We start from the raw sequence: 15,994 nt of genomic DNA, 5'->3' as shown, positions 1-15,994 counted from the left end.
CGGTCCACCTCCGTGTCCGTTCGCGACTCCTGAACAAGCTGTCAGCGTGTGAGCAGGAAGCACCCACCGAGTGGGCCGCCGCCGGCTCCCACGAATGCCGTCTCTGCGCCTGCGACCTGACGCTCGCCCAAACCGCCGCGGAGCTGCGCCACAGCCTCGTGGAACAGGCCGTAGCCGTGCAGCCGACCGCCGGACAACTGCCCCCCGCCGGTGTTCAGCGGCAGTTCCCCGCCCAGTCCGATCCTTTTGCTGCCCGCGACGAACGCCGCACCTTCCCCCGGGCCGCAGAATCCGGCTGCCTCCAGCCACAGCAGGGCGAGGATGGAGAAGCCGTCGTAGAGTTGCGCAACGTCGACGTCACCGGGGCGCAGCTCGGTTCGCGACCAGAGATGGCGGGCGGCGTCGCGCTGCGGCAGGTCCAGCGGATCTGCCCACTGGTCCCAGAACGGGCGCGCTCCGAGCGCACCGCCCATCGCCTCGATCCGCACCGGCGACCGGAGGTCCGCCTTCGTTTCCGCGGCAGACACGATCACCGCCACCGAGCCGTCGGCCGGCACATCGCAGTCGTAGAGGCACAGCGGGGTGGTGATCATCCGGGCGGCGAGGTAGTCCTCGATGGTCAGCGGCTGCCGGTAGACGGCTGCCGGGTTGAGCCCGGCCCAGCGGCGACTGGACACGGCGAGCCCGCCGACCTGCTCCTTGGTGGCGCCGGTTTCGTGCAGATACCGCTGGGCGACCATGGCCAGCCAGTGCGCGGCGGTGACGGCGCCGAACGGGCGCAGCCACTCCTGAAGACCGGTGACCCCGGTGACATCCGCAGGGCTGGTGGTGTTGCGGCCTCCGCCCGCCTGGCCGGTCGACTCGGAGGTGGTGCGGTAGACCAGCACATGGCGGGCGTACCCACTGGCCACGGCCATGACCGCGGACATCACGGCAGCCAGCTGGCTGGGGCCGTCCTGCACCCCGGCGTGCCAGGCGAGTTCCAGGCCCAGTGCGTCCTTCACCCTGCCGAGTGCCGGGCCGCAGAAGCCGGGGGCCGCCGGCCACTCCCCCGGCCATGCTACGAGTCCGTCAACGTCGTCGGCAGTCAGCCCGGCATCGGCCAGCGCGCGGTGGCAGGCCTCCCGTGTGAGATCCAGGTCGGAGCGGCCGAGCCGACGTCCGACCTCGGACTGCCCGACGCCGGAGATGAGTGCACGGTCCTCGGTCTGCTCAGGCATCCGCTCCTGCCTCTCCCGCGGGTCCTTCGGCCGGCGCGAACAACGGCAGGTACACCTCGCCGTGCCGCTCGAAGACCGCCGTGACCCGCATTCCGATGCTCACGTCCTCCGGGGCGACATCCACCAACCGTGTCGTGAGATGGACGTCCGGCTGCTCGCCCAGGGCCACGATGGCCAGGACGTAGGGCGGCTGCAGCCACGGCACAAAGGCCTGGTGGTTGACTGTGAAACTGAAGATCGTCGCTCGTCCCGACACCGGAACCGGACCCGAGCCAAGTGCCCCGCAGGTGCGGCATTCCGGCGTGGGCGGGTGGGCGTACCGCCCGCATTCCGCGCAGCGCTGGATCCGCAGGAACCCGTCTACTCCCGACTGCCAGAAGAACGCTGTGTCGGCCGACAGCCGCGGCATCGGGGCACGTACGTCGTCCGCGATGCGTACCGGTGCGACGGTCATGACTCGGTCACCGCCAAGGCCCGCTCGGGGCAGGCGGCGACGACGAGCCGCACACGGGCCTCGTCGGCCTCGGCGACCTCGGTCGGCTCCAGGGCCGCGTATCCAAGGTCGTCCAGCGGGAACATCTCGGGGTCTGTCATGCTGCACAGTGCATGCCCCTGGCACTTCGTGCGATCGACGATGACGCGCATCGCGGGCCTTTCCTGTTCGATTCGTATGCCTGCGGCAGCCATCAGCCGACGAAGCAGACGCCGCCGTCGGCGATGAGCGTCTGCCCGGTGAGGGCAGCGCTCTGATCACCGGCGAGGAAGAGCAGCACCCCGACCATGTCGCCGGTGTGCAGCTGGCGGCCGATGGCCTGGCCCGCCACCGCCCGGGTGAGTACGTCCGCCGGCACACCCGTCAGCGTGGCCTCGGTGTCGATGGCGCCGGGCGCGATGCAGTTCACCCGCACCCCGTCCTTGCCCAACTCCTTGGCAAGGGACTTGGTCATGCCGTGGACGGCCTGCTTGGTCACGTTGTAGTGCAGCCGGTTCGGGCTGTTGTGGTACGCGGCGGTGGAGCCCTGGTTGATCACCGAACCGCCGCCGCGCGCCCGCAGATACGGCAGCACGACGCGGGTGGCGAGGAATGTGCCCTTGACTCCGACCGACCAGACGCGGTCGAAGCGCTCGACAGGCATGTCCTCGATGCTCTCGAAGGGCAGGCCCGCGAAGATCATGGCGTTGTTGACCAGGATGTCGATGCCGCCGAACTCCTCGGCGGTGCGCCGGGCCATGTCCTCGACGGAGGCCAGGTCGGAGACGTCGGTGCGGACGAAGAGCGCCCGGTGTCCGTCCTTGCGGAGACTCGCCGCCACCTCCTCGCCCGGCCCAGACTGCACATCGGCGACCGTGACCGCAGCGCCGGCCTCCGCTAGCCCTCGGGCGTACTCCGCCCCGATGCCCTGTGCCGCTCCCGTGACGACGGCGACCTTGCCCTGCAGCTGCATGACACTCCTCGGTTCCGCTGCGTTCCCATCCGACAGCAACACGCTACGAGACAGTGAACGACATGTACAGAGTTCGTCGATTCTGTTTATATGGGAGCCATGGAGCCGCTGCAACCACGACATGCCTATGTGGACGGACGCTGGGAACTGGCCACCGGTGTCAGAACCCGGCCCGTCGTGAACCCCGCCACCGAGGAAACCGTCGCCGTAGTCTCCGAGGCCTCCACGGAAGACGTCGACCGGGCAGTACGCGCCGCCCGACGCGCCTTCGACGAAGGGCCGTGGGGGCGCACCTCGCCGCGGGACCGTGCCCTGCTGCTGCGGCGGTTCCTCGACCGGCTCGTCGAACGGCAGGACGAGGCGGTCGACCTGGTGATGACCGAGGTCGGCACCCCGATCCGGCTCGCCCGCGGCCTGCAGGTGAGCGTCCCGCTGGATCACCTCGCCGACATGGTCGACCGGGTACCGGCGACCTACCCGTTCTCCACACCGCTGCCGCCCACCTTCGGCGCCGGGATCGGCCAGGGAGTGGTGCTGCGCGAGCCCGCCGGGGTGGTGGCCGCCATCACCCCGTTCAACTACCCCTTCTTCACCAGCCTCTCCAAGGTTGGTCCCGCTCTCGCGGCAGGCTGCACCGTCGTCCTCAAGCCCGCCCCCGCTACTCCGCTGTCCGCGCTGCTCCTTGCCGAGGCCGCCGAGGAGGCGGAACTCCCGCCCGGTGTGCTCAATGTCGTTCCCACAGGTGATGTCGAGGCCGTACAACGGCTCACGGGACACCCCGGGGTCGATGTCGTCAGTTTCACCGGATCCGTCCCCGTCGGGGCGGCCATCAGCGCCCAGGCAGCCCCCGGCATCAAGCGCGTCGCTCTGGAACTCGGCGGCAAGAACGCCGATGTCATCCTGGAGGACGCCGATCTGGAGCAGGCCGTGGCGCACTTCGCCTATGGGTTCACCCGCAACAGCGGCCAGGGCTGCGGCTGCATGACGCGCCTCGTGGTGCACGAGAGCCGACACGACGAGGCCGTCCGCCTGCTCCTTGACAAGGTTTCCGCCCTGCGTGTCGGCGGCCCGCGTGACCCCGATACGGATCTCGGCCCGCTGATCAGCGCCGCACAGCGGGAGCGGGTCGAAGCGCACATACGAGGCGGAGTCGCCGAAGGCGCCGTACTGGCCTGCGGAGGTGGCCGACCGCCGCACCCGGAGCGCGGCTTCTACCTGGAGCCGACCGTGTTCACCGGAGTGAAGAGCTCCATGCGCATCGCCCAGGAAGAGATCTTCGGGCCCGTGGCCGCGGTCATCGCGGTGGCCGACGACGACGAGGCCGTCACCGTGGCCAACGACTCCCGCTTCGGCCTGAGCGGCGCGGTGTGGAGCGGCGATCCACAGCGCGCCTACGCGGCGGCCCGCCGGATCCGCACCGGGCAGGTCACGGTCAACGGCGGAGGCGGGGGGACCAATCCCCATGCGCCGTACGGCGGTTACAAGCAGAGCGGCATCGGTCGCGAATTCGGCGAGGCCGGCCTTGAGCAGTACCTGGTGAGTAAGACCGTGCTGTGGGGGCTCGCGTCGGGATGACGGGCCGCCGGCACGTACAGATCGGCGATATCACCACTGAGAGGACCGGGAAGCATGACCACGAGGGACACCGCATCAGCTGGGCAGACCAGGCCGGCATCACTGGACCAGGAATCGGGTCCGCGCCCCCTGACGCCCGACGAAGTGGCCTACTTCGCCGAGAACTTCGACCATCACCACCCGGCCTTCGGCCAGGATCCGTATCCGGTCTACGAGCGGATGCAGGCCAAGTGCCCCGTCACCCACAGCGACAACTACGGCGGCTTCTGGGCCGTCACCGGGTTCGACGAGGCCCGCTACGTCTGGCAGCACGCCGACCTCTTCGCCACCCAGCCCTCGGTCAGCGTCCCGCACGGCCTCGGCAACAAGCGGCCCTTGCTGCCGCTGGAGGTCGACCCTCCGCTGCACACCAAACACCGCATGCTGCTCGCCCCCGTCTTCGCGCCCAAGCGCATCACCGCGATGGAGCCGAAGATCCGCCGCATCTGCGACGAACTGATCGACACGTTCATCGAACGCGGGGAGTGCGACCTCGTCGCGGAGCTCGCTCAGCCCTTCCCGACGAAGATCTTCGTTGACATGCTGGGCATACCGCAGGAGGAGGCCACCGACTTCCGCGACTGGAACCACGAGATCCTCCACGGCCAGCACAAGGACCCGTCCGGAGCGTCCCGCGCCAAGGCGGGCGCCGCGGCCCGAGGGCGGCTGGCAGAGCTGCTGGCCGAACGCAAGCGCCACTCTGAGGACGACATCATCAGCGTCCTCGTCGACTCCGAGATCGACGGCCAGAAGCTCGAGGACGAGGAAATCCTCGACCACGCCTTCCTCCTCTTCCTGGCCGGCCTCGACACCGTGCAGGGCGCGATCAGCTTCCAGTTCTCCTTCCTCGCCCAGAACCCCGGCCACCGCGACCAGCTGGTGAACGAGCCGGGCATCATCCCCCAGGCCGTGGAGGAACTGCTGCGCTGGGAAGGCCTCAACATCTCCGGCCGCAACGCCACTCAGGACGTCGAACTGGGCGGCGCCACGATCCGCAAGGGAGACCCGGTCGTCATCGTCAACCGTGCCGCCGACCGCGACCCCAAGGTCTTCGAGAACCCGAACACCGTGGACTTCGCCCGCAACCCCAAAGGCACGCTCGCCTTCGGCGCCGGGCCGCACCGCTGTGTCGGCTCCCACCTCGCCCGGCTCGAACTGCGCATCATCCACGAGCACATGCACCGCCGCATCCCTCACTACCGGCTGCTCGACGGCCACCGGGTGAGCACCCACGGCGGCAACGTCGCGGGCGTCGACTCGCTGCCCCTGGTCTGGGACTGACAGCCACAGCCCATGAAGGAGGGGAGGCCGCAGCGGCCTCCCCTCCTTCATGCTCCTTCTTGTCGTTCAGTTGATGGCGCCGCTGTCCTTGTACGCGATGATCTGCTCCCACGTCAGCCCGAGTTCCAGCAGGAGTTCCTCGGTGTGCTGCCCGTGATCCGGTGCACCGGACGTGCGGGGCGGCTGCCCGTCGAACTGCACCGGATTGGACGCGACCGCGAGAGAGCGGCCGCTGGTGGTGTCGAGCTCACGAATCAGACCGTTGGCGGTGATCGCCGGGTCGTCGTGGACCTCCAGCGGGGTCTGCAACGGCGCCCAGACGCCTTCGAAGTCCGCCAGCGCGGCGCGCCATTCGTCCAGGCGGCGGGAGGCGAAGACCGTCTTCAGCTCCTGTGTGCAGTCACGCGAGTTGCGGCCCCTTGCGGCATGGTCGACAAAGCGTGGATCATCGGCGAGGTCAGGGCGCCCCAGGCGATCGGTGAAGTCCCGCCAGTAGCGGTCGGACTGCAGCAGGGTGAAGTTGAGGTGCCGGCCGTCCTTGGTCCGGTAGATGCCCACCGTCGGATTGATCAGGTTCTCCGGGTCATAGCGGAAGACGTCGTCGTCGGGCCGCAGCTTCGCGGAGGCCACATCGACCGAGATGTTCCACAGCGCCACGCCGAGCAGGGAGACGTCGACGACGGACGGGATTCCCGTCCGCTCGCGGCGGAAGAGCGCTGCGGCGATGCCACCCGCGAGCGACATGCCGCCCATCACGTCTCCGAAGGCGGAGCGCATGCGGACGGGATGCTCGTATTCGGGCGGGGAGACCGTGTAACCGATGCCGCCGCGTGCCCAGTAGGTCGACGAGTCGAAGCCCCCCTTCTCGGCATCCTCACCCCGCTGGCCGTGACCCGACCCACGGACATAGATGATGTCGGGATTGTGCTTGCGAATGTCCTCCACCTCGATACCCAGCGAACGGCGGGCGTCGGGCAAGAAGTTGGTCAGGAAGACATCGCAGTCCGCGGCCATTCGGTAGAGCAGCTCGCGGCCCTCGGGATTCTTCAGGTCGATGCCGATACTGCGCTTGCCCCGGTTGGGAACCTCCATCATGTAGTTCAGCCCACCTTCCTCCTCCGGCAGAAAGCCCGAGTTGATGAGCCCGCGCTGCGGATCACCGCTCACCGGGTGCTCGACCTTGATCACATCGGCGCCCCACTCGGCCAGAACGGCTCCCGCAGACGGTACGAAGGTCCACATGGCCACCTCCAGCACCTTCACGCCCGCCAGCACGTCTGTCATTGGTACCTCCATCGATGTTCCCGCACGGTCAGGGGTATGCCCGTACGCTCAGCTCCCCGACGACCGAGCCGCCGGTCTGCTGCAGGACGAAGAGCAGTGCCTCGGCGACACGCTCCGGAGACTGCGGTGCCGCGCCCGAGACACGTGCCAGGAATCCGCCCGCCTCCCAGGCGTTCATCGCCTTCTCCAACTGCCCGGGATCCCAGTCACTCTTGAAGCCGGTCGCCGTCTGCCCGACACGCAACAGCGTGCAGCGGATTCCGTCGGGCCGAAGCTCGTGCGCCAGCCCTCGGGTGAGGGTCTCCAGGGCGGACTTGGTGGCCGCGTACACCAGCAAATACGGGTACGGGTCCGCGGTGGACTCCGAGGAGAGGTTCACGATGTGCGCCACGCCGGACCGGCGCAGCAGCGGGACGGCCTCACGGACGGTGTAGAGCGGGCCGAGCAGATTCGTTCCGACCTCCCGGCCCAGCTGGGCGTCGGCTAGGTCCTCGATGCGGTGGGGGCGGGCGGTGGCGGCATTGTTGACCAGGTAGTCCAGGCCACCGAACTCATGCCGCACGGCGGCGAAGGCGGCGCGGACCTCGTCGGGGTCGCACAGGTCGGCGGGCAGCGGGAGCCCGGCCTTGCCGAGTTCCTTGGCCGCCTCGTCGAGTGCGTGACCGGGTCGTGCGAGCAGGCCGACGCGCACGCCCGCGGCGGCCAGCGCCCGGGCGACGGCGAGTCCGACTCCTTGCGACGCACCGGTGACCAGGGCTGTACGTCCGACCAGCGGGCTCACGCGTCGTCCTGCGCGACCCAGCGGTTGCCGATGACGCCGAGTCCCTCGACCTCCAGCTCCACGAGGTCACCGGACTGCGGATAACGACGCAGTTCCAGTCCACAGCCGCCGCCCACCGTGCCGGTGCCGATCACGTCGCCGACGTGCAGGGTCTCGCGACGGCTGAGGTGGCTGACGATCTGCGCGACGGAGTAGTGGATGGTGTCGGTGGAACCCCGGCTCCACTCCTCCCCGGCCACTCGCGCGATCATGGCGTGCGGCGCGTCGGGGTCCCACTCGTCCGGGGTGACGAGGTACGGGCCGAGGACGTTGGTACCGTCCGTATCCTTGCCCTTCGCGGGACCGAGCCCGGTGCGCATCTCCTTGAACTGGGCCCGGCGTTCGGAGATGTCGTTGAACACGGTGTAGCCGGCGATGTACGCGGCCACGTCCTTCTCGGCGATGTCCGAGCCCGAGCGGCCGATGACGACGGCGTACTCCAGCTCGTAGTCGAGCCGGTCGACGCCCGACGGGACGACGATGTCGGTACCGGTGCCGACGACGGACTCCGGGTTGCCCTTGTAGTAGACGGGCATCTCGTACCACTCCGGTGGCACGTTGCCACGAGTCGCGGTCTTGACGTGCTGCTCGAACGCCGAGCAGTCGCGCAGCGAAGCGGGACGCGGTAGTGGAGACAGCAGCCTGACTTCGTCCTCGGCGTAGACGAGGCGTCCGCCCAACGCGCTCTGGGCCGTGGGGTCGTCGGCCACCGGCTCCATCGCCTCCACTGTCTGCGCGACGGCGGCCTGGCTCACCTGCCCCCCGGCCAGCAGGGCGCTGAGATCGGGAGGTACGACGGCGTCAGCGAGGATCCGGGCACGGGAGCGGTCGACACGGTCGGCGAGCACCTGCGCGTACCCCTGGTTGAGGTCCAGCAAGTGTCCGCCTGCCGTCACCGCGCCGATGCGGCGCCTCGGCCCCACTGGGGTGTCCACCTCGAACGTCGCGTAACGCACAGCACGTACCTCCAGGAATTGCATGCGACAACAGAGACAGATTATGTGCAGTGCGTATACCCTGTCCATGCCTCGTCGGGACAGGGAGATGCCCATCGAGCTCATGTCGGCCGCCGGGATCGTGCCCGGCCCTGAGAGGAGTGGGACGCATGGCTGAGCTGGACAACAAGGTCGCGATCGTGACCGGCGGCGCCTCCGGAGTGGGCGCAGCAACCGCAAGCGTGCTCGCCCGGGAGGGGGCCGCCGTGGTGGTCGCCGACATCAACGCGAGCGGCGCGGAGGCGGTCGCCAAACAGATCCAGGCCTCAGGCGGGCGTGCCGCAGCCGCGGCCGTCGACGTCACCGAGGACGACCAGGTCGCGGCGATGGTCGCCACGGCGGTGCGCGAGTTCGGACGCCTGGACGTACTCCACAACAACGCCTTCCTCAGCTCACCAGACGTGATGGCCAAGGACGCCGCGATCACGGACATCGACCCGGACCTCTGGGACCGCGTGCTGCGGGTCAATCTGCGGGGCTACGCGCTCGGCTCGAAGCACGCCATCCCCGCGATGCTGGCCGACGGCGGTGGCGTCATCATCAACACCACCTCCGGAACCGGCCTGTTGGGGGAGCTCTCCCGGCCCGCCTACGGCACGTCCAAGGCCGCGATCGTCGGACTGACCCGCAACATCGCCGCCCAGTACGGCAAGCAGGGCATCCGCAGTGTCGCGATGGCACTCGGCCTGGTGACCACCGAGGGACTCAAGGCCAACATGCCGGCCGCCGCGCAGGAGATGATGCTCGACCACCACCTCACGACCCGACTCGCCGCGCCCGAGGACATCGCCGAGGTGGTGAGCTTCCTCGCCTCCGACCGCGCTTCCTTCATCACGGGCTGCACCATCCCCGTCGACGGCGGTGCCACCTCTCACATCGCTTCGTACGCGGACGAGCGCCGCTTCATGGACGCGGCGGGCCAGCACACCCGTGAACAAAATTGAGGCCAACCGTTCAATCGCTGGAGGAGGTGCGCCCGTGCGGGAGACATACGTGATCGTCGGTGCCGGACTGGCCGGCGTCACCGCCGCCGCCACCCTGCGCGCCGAGGGGTTCGGCGGCCGAGTGGTGATCCTCGGCGACGAAGACCGCGCGCCCTACCCACGGCCGCCCCTGTCCAAGCAGGTGATCAGTGGTCGACTGCCCATGGATCGGCTGTTTCTGCGGCCCACATCCTGGTACGCGGCCAAGGACATCGAAAACCTCGGCGGGGTCGGTATCACCGCGCTGGACACGAACGCACACACGGTGAGTTGGGACGGTGGCACCGGCTCGCTGTCCTATGACCGTCTGCTCCTCGCCACCGGCGGGCGGCCCCGGACGCTACCCGGCACCGAGGGTCTGCCGGGCGTCTACGCCTTGCGTACCGCAGAGGACGCGGTGGCCATCCGGGACCGGCTCGGCCGGGGCCGCCGCTTGCTGGTCGTCGGCGCCGGCTTCCTCGGAGCCGAACTGGCCGCGAGCGCACGAACGGTCGGCACCGACGTCACTGTGCTGGAGGCCGCGCCGCTCCCACTCACCCGTTCCCTGCCACCCGTGCTCGGCCTGTTGTACGCACGGATCCATCGCGACCGGGGCGTTGAACTGCGGACCGGGACGAGTATTGACCAGCTCGTCAGCGAGGGCGGCGGGCTGCGCGCGGTCGGATCCGACGGTCGCCGGTATCCCGCAGACGGCCCGGCTGACGCCGTCGTCGCGGCCATCGGCATCCGCCCCAACACCGAGCTCGCTGCGGCGGCAGGCATCGCTGTCGACGACGGCATCCTGGTGGACGAGTACTGCCGTACGTCCGCGCCGGACGTGTTCGCCGCCGGGGACGTGGCCAATCACCCCAACCCGCTGCTCGGCTGCCGCGTCCGACTCGAGCACTGGCAGAACGCGCAGCACCAGGGAGCCGCGGCAGCCCGCAACATGCTGGGCAAGAAGCAGCCTTTCAGCGAGGTGCCCTGGGCCTGGTCCGATCAGTACGGCCTGAACCTCCAGGTCGTCGGCCTGCCGGTCCCGGAAGACGATGTGGTGCTGCGGGGCGACCCGGACAGCGACAGCTTCACTGCTCTGCTCCTTCGCGACGGCGTGCTGCGCGCTGCCATCGGTATGAACCGTGGTGATGAGATCCGCATCGCCCGCCGACTGATCCAGCAGGGCTGTCGGCCGGGCCGTGACCTGCTCGCCGACGACGACAGCCCCCTCGACTCGCTCCTCACCGTCGAGTCGGAACCCGCACCCGCAACCCCTTGAAGGAGTCCCGCCATGAAGATCGGCCGATGCCACGACGGGAAGGCGGCGTTCTGGGCCATTCTGGACACGGAGGCGGCCACCGCCCGCCCCCTTGCCGGACGGTTCACCGAATGGGCTCCCGCCCTCACCGCCGACCTGGCCGGCGAGCCCGCGTGGGCGGGGCCGGCCCGTCCGCTGGATGGTCTGCGCCTACTGGCTCCCGTCGAGCGCGGAGCGAAGATCGTCGCCGCCGGAGCGACCTACGCCAAGCATGTGGACGGACTCGGCCTGCAGATGCCGAAGCAGCCCGCCGCTTTCCTGAAGCCGTATGAGTCGATCATCGGCCCTGACGACGAGATCGCGTATCCGGCGCTCACCACCCAGCTCGACTATGAAGCCGAGTTGGTGGTGGTCGTCGGCGCCGATCACATCGCCGACCGCTCTGCCGCCGTCGACGGTGTGCTCGGATACACCGTCGGCAACGACGTCTCCGCCCGTGACCTGCAGTTCAGCGGTGGCGTTACCGGGATGGACATGTTCTCGGCGAAGGCGTTGGACCGCACGACGGGGGTGGGCCCCTGGATCGTCACACGTGACGAGTTCGGCGGCGAGCACCCCGATCTGGAAATCGCGCTGACCGTGGACGGCGCACCCCGGCAGAAGGACCGGACATCCAGCATGGTGTGGGGTGTCGGCGAACTCCTCAGCTATGCCGACTCCCGCAGCAGTATGCATTCCGGTGACATCTTGTTCACCGGCACAACAGCCGGCGTGGCCCATGAGAGCGGGCGCTATCTCGAGCCGGGGCAGGTCGTGCGGGTCACGATCGAAGGGATCGGATCGCTGAGCAACACGGTGGGCCCACGGCCTGCCGTCGCATGACATCGCCACATCCACGCATGCGCGCGGATGCCTCACGCAATCGTGAGCGGATCCTCGATGCCGCCCGCGAGGCCATCAGGGACTACGGCACCAACGTGCCGTTCAACGAAGTCGCACGGCGGGCCGGTGTCGGCAACGCCACCGTCTACCGCCACTTCACGACCCGGCGCGAACTCATCCACCAGGTGACGCTGAGTTCGATCTCCATGATCACGGACGTGGCGGAGCAGGCTCTCGCCGATCAAGCCGACGCCTTCGAGGCGCTACGGCACTTCATGCACCGGGCGCTGGATGAGGGCATCGGCGCCCTGTGCACCCTGGTCACGGACAACGGCAACCCGACCTGCCCAGAGGTGGATCAAGCTAGGACACGACTCGAGCGCGCCTTCGAGACGTTGATGAGCCAAGCCCGCGTAGCGAGCTGCCTGCGCACGGACGTGGCTGTCGATGACCTGGGCATGGCACTCGCCCAACTGACACGTCCGCTGCCTGGAATCATGTACGTCAACTTCCGGCAGTTCGCACACCGCCATCTACAACTGTTCCTCGATGGCCTGAGTGTTCCCGTTGAGCCGACGCTGCCCGGCGCCCCGCCCTGACGGTCCATGCGGCTCAGCCCCTGATCACCGGCGGCCGCTCGTCATCCTCGTACGCCCGCAAAGCCCTGGCCAGTCGCCCGGAGCCCAGCATGAGGGCGGCGAACATGCCCAGTTCCACGATCTCGGCGGCGGTGAAGTGGCGGTGAAGTTCACCCAATACGTCATCATCGATCGCCAGGTGGTCCATCGCGAAGAGCTCCGCAAAGCGCAGTGCCGCCGCTTCCTTCGCCGTGTACCGAGGGTCGTCCGCCGAGAGGCACGCCACGTCCTCCTCGGACACGTCGTCGGACTTTCGTGCCACCTGGCAGGCCCGGCAGTCGTTCGCAGCCGCGATCCTGAGGCGCACCAGCTCCATCAACCGCCCGTCCAGCAAGCGGCCTTCATGGGCCTCGCGCTGCAACCGGAGCTGGGCTTTGGCGAGTTCCGGCCGGTGGGCCCATATACGTACGGGCAGGTCACTGCTCAACGCCCGGGATGCCCGGGCCTCTCCCATGAGGGCGTGCAGCTCCTCGTCCAGATCAGCCCGAGGCACAGGTTCGACAGCAGCCATGGCTCAAGCCTATCGTCGATGAATCAGATGTGACAAATTTTGCACACATAGTTCAACACCGTCAGCACAGGGAGGCAGCGCAATGAACGGACGCCTGGAAGGAAGAGTCGCCCTCATCACGGGCACCGGCGGAGGCATGGGCCGGGCCGCCGCGCTCCGTTTCGCCGAGGACGGCGCGGTGGTCGTCGGCTGCGATCTCAACGTCGAGGCCAACGACGAGACCGCCACTACGGTCAGGGCCGCCGGCGGCCGAATGACCACGGCCGCCCCGGTCGACCTGGGCGACAGCACGGCCGCACGCACATGGGTCGAACAGGCGGTGGCCGAGCACGGGCGACTCGACATCGTCTACAACAACGCGTCCGCGGCCCGGTTCGGCCCAGTGGGCGCGATACCCCTAGACGACTGGCACTTCACGGTACGCAACGAACTCGACCTGGTCTTCCACGTCACCCAGGCCGCGTGGCCGCACCTCACGGAGCGTGGCGGAGTGGTCATCAATATCGCGTCCATGGCCGGCCACACAGCCAGCCGCACCGTCCCGATGCTCGCTCACGCGGCCACCAAGGGTGCCGTTCTGGCGATGACCCGACAGCTGGCGGCGGAAGGGGCCCAGCACGGGATCCGAGCAGTGAGCATCAGCCCCGGAGTAGTCGAAACCCCGGGCACGGCAGCCCAGTTCGCCGACCCCGCGGTCCGAGACGCTCTTACGGCCCAGCTCCTGGTCCCCCGCCCTGGCCTGCCCAGGGACATCGTCGGCTTGGCCGCCTTCCTCGCCTCGGACGAGGCCTCGTACATCACCGGTGCGGACTTCGTGGTGGACGGCGGCATGTCGACGATCTGAGGCGCTGAACACATTGAACAAAATTTGACTCATTAGCTATGCTGCATCTTCGGATCCGCCGAGCACCATCGTAGATGCCCCCGACGGGACTCGGCGGATCACGCAGGCGCCACAGCGCCATCTACCGGAAAGGGGAGCGTCGTGAAGGTCGCCGTGATCGGTGCCGGGACAATGGGATCCGGCATCGCGCAGCTCTGTGCCTCGACCGGCCATGACACCTTGCTCGTCGACACCTCCGAGGCGCAGCTCGATCGCGCCGGCACCGCGATGACGTCGAGCCTGGATCGATTCGTGGCCAAGGGCCGCATGACCCGCGAGGCAGCAGACAGCGCACTGGACAAGCTGGAACGTACGACCGATCTCAAGCATGCCGTCAGCGGCGCCCAGGTCGTCGTCGAGTCGGTCGTCGAAGACCTCGCGGTGAAACAGTATGTCCTCCGCCAGGCCGTCGAGTCCGCTCCGGCGACCGCACTGCTCGGCACCAACACCTCGCAGCTGTCCATCACCGCCATCGGCAGCGCGGTACCCGACGATGCCCATCGCCTCGTAGGTCTGCACTTCTTCAATCCGCCGGTGCTGATGCGGCTGGTCGAGATCGTCCAGGGACTGGTCAGCAGCGAGGAGTGTGTTCAACGCGCCGTGGCGTTCGCCGAGGGGCTCGGCAAGGAGACCGTGATCTGCCGCAAGGACAGCCCGGGCTTTCTCACCTCCCGGATCTCGGCGATCGTTCGCCTGGAATGCCTGCGCATGCTCGAGGAGGGTGTCGCCAGTGCCGAGGACATCGACCGCGCATTGCGGCTCGGGCTCAACTTCCCGATGGGACCTCTGGAGTTGGGCGACTTCAACGGCCTGGACACCTACCTGAAGATCCTCACCTCCCTGGAAGACACCCTCGGGGAGCGGTTCAAGCCGACCGTGACCCTACGCAATCTGGTGGCGGCCGGCCGCATGGGGCGTAAGACCGGACACGGCATCTACCAGTACAGCGCGGACGGAAAACGCCTCGCCGAACCTTCGACCTGATCGTCATGGACTGCGTGCGGGGTGCGGAGCATGTCGCGCTCCGCACCCCGGGCACGTTCGCGTATTCAGCCGTCCGCGGCCGGCGAGGCGTCGCAGGGGCCGTCGTGGGTGGTGCGAACACGGGCCAGGAGTGAGCGCAGGGTGTCGCGTTCCTGCGCGGTGAGGTCGGCGAAGAGCTCGTCCTCGACACAGCCGATGGCGGCGTCGAGCTTGGTAACGGCAGCCTTGCCCGCTTCGGTGATCTGGACGATGTGACGGCGGCGGTCGGCGGGATCCCGGCGTCGTCGAACCAGATCACGGTCCTCCAGCGCGTTGAGGAGGGCGACCAGGACGCTGGGATCGACGCGCAGCCGGGCACCGAGTTCGCGCTGGCCGAGCTGCCCGCCGTCGAGGTCCATCAGCACGACGGCATGGCGGGGTGTGACCCCGGACGCGGTAAGCGCCTGGCGGATCCAGGCCTCGGTGACGCCACCGTGCCGCGCCAGGAGCAAGGCGAGGCGCGACTCCGGACAGGCGGATTCAGGGATGTCGTCGCAGGTCGCGGAAGCGTCGGGAGCGCGAGGCGCGGGGGCGGTGTCGCCGGATCGTTCACTGGCCATGGTCCGACCGTAGCAAGTGCTGGGACAGTCAGTTGCAATTAATCATTGATGAACTTACATTATTTCTATTCGCACATCGTTTACCATCCTCCATACGCGGACCGGTCAAGGGTCCTCGTCCCCACCTTCGGAGTTCTCCGTGTTCATCGCCTATGTCGTCCTCGCTGTCGTGCTGTCCCTGTTGCTGCTCACCTCTGCCCGCGGCGACATCGCCCGCGACCCGAAGATCACGGAGGGGCTCAAGGCGGTCGGGGTAAAGGACAGCTGGTTCCTGCCGCTCGGCCTGATCAAGATCGCGGGTGCTCTCGGGCTGCTCGTCGGAATCGCCTACCGGCCGCTGGGCATCGCAGCGGCGATCGGTGTCGTCCTGTACTTCCTGGGCGCCGTGATCACTCACGTCCGTGCCGGCGACAAGAAGGGTGTCGGCACCCCGGCCGTCATCATGCTCGTGTCCGTGGCGCCGGTGGTACTGGGCTTTGCATCGCTCTGATCGTGCTCCACGGTCGCGATCTCGGACCAGCTCACGATCACATGGCACATCCACTGCCGGGCACGTGCCTCCATCCCCCGGGATGGAGGCACGTTGTCGTTGCGGGACATCCGGCGCCGACCACGTCCGGG

At 68.4% G+C, this 15,994-nt stretch carries 18 protein-coding genes; 9 read left to right on the top strand and 9 right to left on the bottom strand.

What is annotated here, in order from left to right; all coding sequences use genetic code 11:
• Window positions 1-41 precede the first annotated feature (41 nt).
• From ACWIGU_RS39365 to ACWIGU_RS39350, 4 genes are read right to left on the bottom strand one after another with little or no spacing between them, the layout of a single operon-like run.
• Window positions 42-1,220 carry a thiolase C-terminal domain-containing protein gene (locus ACWIGU_RS39365; protein ID WP_454406608.1) on the bottom strand — a complete coding sequence of 393 codons (1,179 nt, stop codon included), beginning with the start codon at window positions 1,218-1,220 and terminating at the stop codon, window positions 42-44.
• A complete protein-coding gene (locus ACWIGU_RS39360; RefSeq protein ID WP_454406607.1) occupies window positions 1,213-1,674 on the bottom strand; it encodes a Zn-ribbon domain-containing OB-fold protein in 462 nt (153 codons plus the stop codon). The genes ACWIGU_RS39365 and ACWIGU_RS39360 overlap by 8 nt, the downstream gene beginning before the upstream one ends.
• The gene (locus ACWIGU_RS39355) at window positions 1,671-1,865 is read right to left on the bottom strand and encodes a ferredoxin (RefSeq protein WP_454406606.1); all 195 of its coding nucleotides are present in this window, start codon (window positions 1,863-1,865) and stop codon (window positions 1,671-1,673) included. Before ACWIGU_RS39355 ends, ACWIGU_RS39360 begins: the two co-directional genes overlap by 4 nt.
• Window positions 1,866-1,906: 41 nt before the next feature.
• Window positions 1,907-2,665, bottom strand: a complete 759-nt coding sequence (locus ACWIGU_RS39350) for an SDR family NAD(P)-dependent oxidoreductase (RefSeq protein ID WP_454406605.1) — start codon at window positions 2,663-2,665, stop codon at window positions 1,907-1,909.
• A gap of 90 nt (window positions 2,666-2,755) precedes the next feature.
• Here ACWIGU_RS39350 and ACWIGU_RS39345 point away from each other — a divergent pair, with 90 nt between their 5' ends.
• Together ACWIGU_RS39345 and ACWIGU_RS39340 are read left to right on the top strand one after the other, a co-directional pair.
• Complete coding sequence (locus ACWIGU_RS39345; protein ID WP_454406604.1) at window positions 2,756-4,240, top strand: aldehyde dehydrogenase family protein; 1,485 nt, start codon at window positions 2,756-2,758, stop codon at window positions 4,238-4,240.
• 54 nt (window positions 4,241-4,294) lie between these two features.
• Window positions 4,295-5,560, top strand: coding sequence for a cytochrome P450 (locus ACWIGU_RS39340; protein ID WP_454406603.1), 1,266 nt, complete (start codon window positions 4,295-4,297; stop codon window positions 5,558-5,560).
• Between the two features lie 66 nt (window positions 5,561-5,626).
• On the opposite strand, the gene ACWIGU_RS39335 is transcribed toward ACWIGU_RS39340, so the two are convergent.
• The 3 genes from ACWIGU_RS39335 to ACWIGU_RS39325 are packed head-to-tail and all read right to left on the bottom strand — an operon-like array spanning window position 5,627 to window position 8,620.
• Window positions 5,627-6,844: a CaiB/BaiF CoA transferase family protein gene (locus tag ACWIGU_RS39335; protein WP_454406602.1), complete on the bottom strand. Its 1,218-nt coding sequence runs from the start codon at window positions 6,842-6,844 to the stop codon at window positions 5,627-5,629.
• 28 nt (window positions 6,845-6,872) lie between these two features.
• A complete protein-coding gene (locus tag ACWIGU_RS39330; RefSeq protein WP_454406601.1) occupies window positions 6,873-7,625 on the bottom strand; it encodes an SDR family oxidoreductase in 753 nt (250 codons plus the stop codon).
• On the bottom strand, window positions 7,622-8,620 hold the full coding sequence (locus tag ACWIGU_RS39325; protein ID WP_454406600.1) for a fumarylacetoacetate hydrolase family protein: 999 nt from the start codon (window positions 8,618-8,620) through the stop codon (window positions 7,622-7,624). Before ACWIGU_RS39325 ends, ACWIGU_RS39330 begins: the two co-directional genes overlap by 4 nt.
• A gap of 149 nt (window positions 8,621-8,769) precedes the next feature.
• On the opposite strand from ACWIGU_RS39325, the gene ACWIGU_RS39320 reads away from it, so the two are divergent.
• From ACWIGU_RS39320 to ACWIGU_RS39305, 4 genes are read left to right on the top strand one after another with little or no spacing between them, the layout of a single operon-like run.
• A complete protein-coding gene (locus ACWIGU_RS39320; protein ID WP_454406599.1) occupies window positions 8,770-9,603 on the top strand; it encodes an SDR family NAD(P)-dependent oxidoreductase in 834 nt (277 codons plus the stop codon).
• Between the two features lie 34 nt (window positions 9,604-9,637).
• Window positions 9,638-10,897: an NAD(P)/FAD-dependent oxidoreductase gene (locus ACWIGU_RS39315; RefSeq protein ID WP_454406598.1), complete on the top strand. Its 1,260-nt coding sequence runs from the start codon at window positions 9,638-9,640 to the stop codon at window positions 10,895-10,897.
• A 12-nt stretch (window positions 10,898-10,909) separates the two neighbouring features.
• Window positions 10,910-11,758, top strand: coding sequence for a fumarylacetoacetate hydrolase family protein (locus ACWIGU_RS39310; protein WP_454406597.1), 849 nt, complete (start codon window positions 10,910-10,912; stop codon window positions 11,756-11,758).
• Between the two features lie 17 nt (window positions 11,759-11,775).
• Window positions 11,776-12,357, top strand: a complete 582-nt coding sequence (locus ACWIGU_RS39305) for a TetR/AcrR family transcriptional regulator (RefSeq protein ID WP_454406596.1) — start codon at window positions 11,776-11,778, stop codon at window positions 12,355-12,357.
• 13 nt (window positions 12,358-12,370) lie between these two features.
• Here the strand turns inward: ACWIGU_RS39305 and ACWIGU_RS39300 are convergent, their stop codons facing one another.
• A complete protein-coding gene (locus ACWIGU_RS39300; RefSeq protein ID WP_454406594.1) occupies window positions 12,371-12,850 on the bottom strand; it encodes a carboxymuconolactone decarboxylase family protein in 480 nt (159 codons plus the stop codon).
• Between the two features lie 139 nt (window positions 12,851-12,989).
• Here ACWIGU_RS39300 and ACWIGU_RS39295 point away from each other — a divergent pair, with 139 nt between their 5' ends.
• Window positions 12,990-13,751 (top strand): SDR family NAD(P)-dependent oxidoreductase, encoded by a 762-nt coding sequence (locus tag ACWIGU_RS39295; protein ID WP_454406593.1) that lies wholly within the window; start codon window positions 12,990-12,992, stop codon window positions 13,749-13,751.
• Window positions 13,752-13,892: 141 nt separating this feature from the next.
• On the top strand, window positions 13,893-14,774 hold the full coding sequence (locus ACWIGU_RS39290; RefSeq protein WP_454406592.1) for a 3-hydroxyacyl-CoA dehydrogenase family protein: 882 nt from the start codon (window positions 13,893-13,895) through the stop codon (window positions 14,772-14,774).
• A gap of 65 nt (window positions 14,775-14,839) precedes the next feature.
• On the opposite strand, the gene ACWIGU_RS39285 is transcribed toward ACWIGU_RS39290, so the two are convergent.
• A complete protein-coding gene (locus tag ACWIGU_RS39285) occupies window positions 14,840-15,373 on the bottom strand; it encodes a MarR family winged helix-turn-helix transcriptional regulator (RefSeq protein ID WP_454406591.1) in 534 nt (177 codons plus the stop codon).
• 139 nt (window positions 15,374-15,512) lie between these two features.
• On the opposite strand from ACWIGU_RS39285, the gene ACWIGU_RS39280 reads away from it, so the two are divergent.
• The gene (locus tag ACWIGU_RS39280; RefSeq protein ID WP_454406590.1) at window positions 15,513-15,863 is read left to right on the top strand and encodes a DoxX family protein; all 351 of its coding nucleotides are present in this window, start codon (window positions 15,513-15,515) and stop codon (window positions 15,861-15,863) included.
• Window positions 15,864-15,994: the final 131 nt, after the last annotated feature.

Source organism: Streptomyces sp. NPDC055400, from assembly GCF_053644375.1.
Note: the sequence above shows the minus strand (reverse complement) of the source record. Positions and strands in the feature narration are given on the sequence as shown.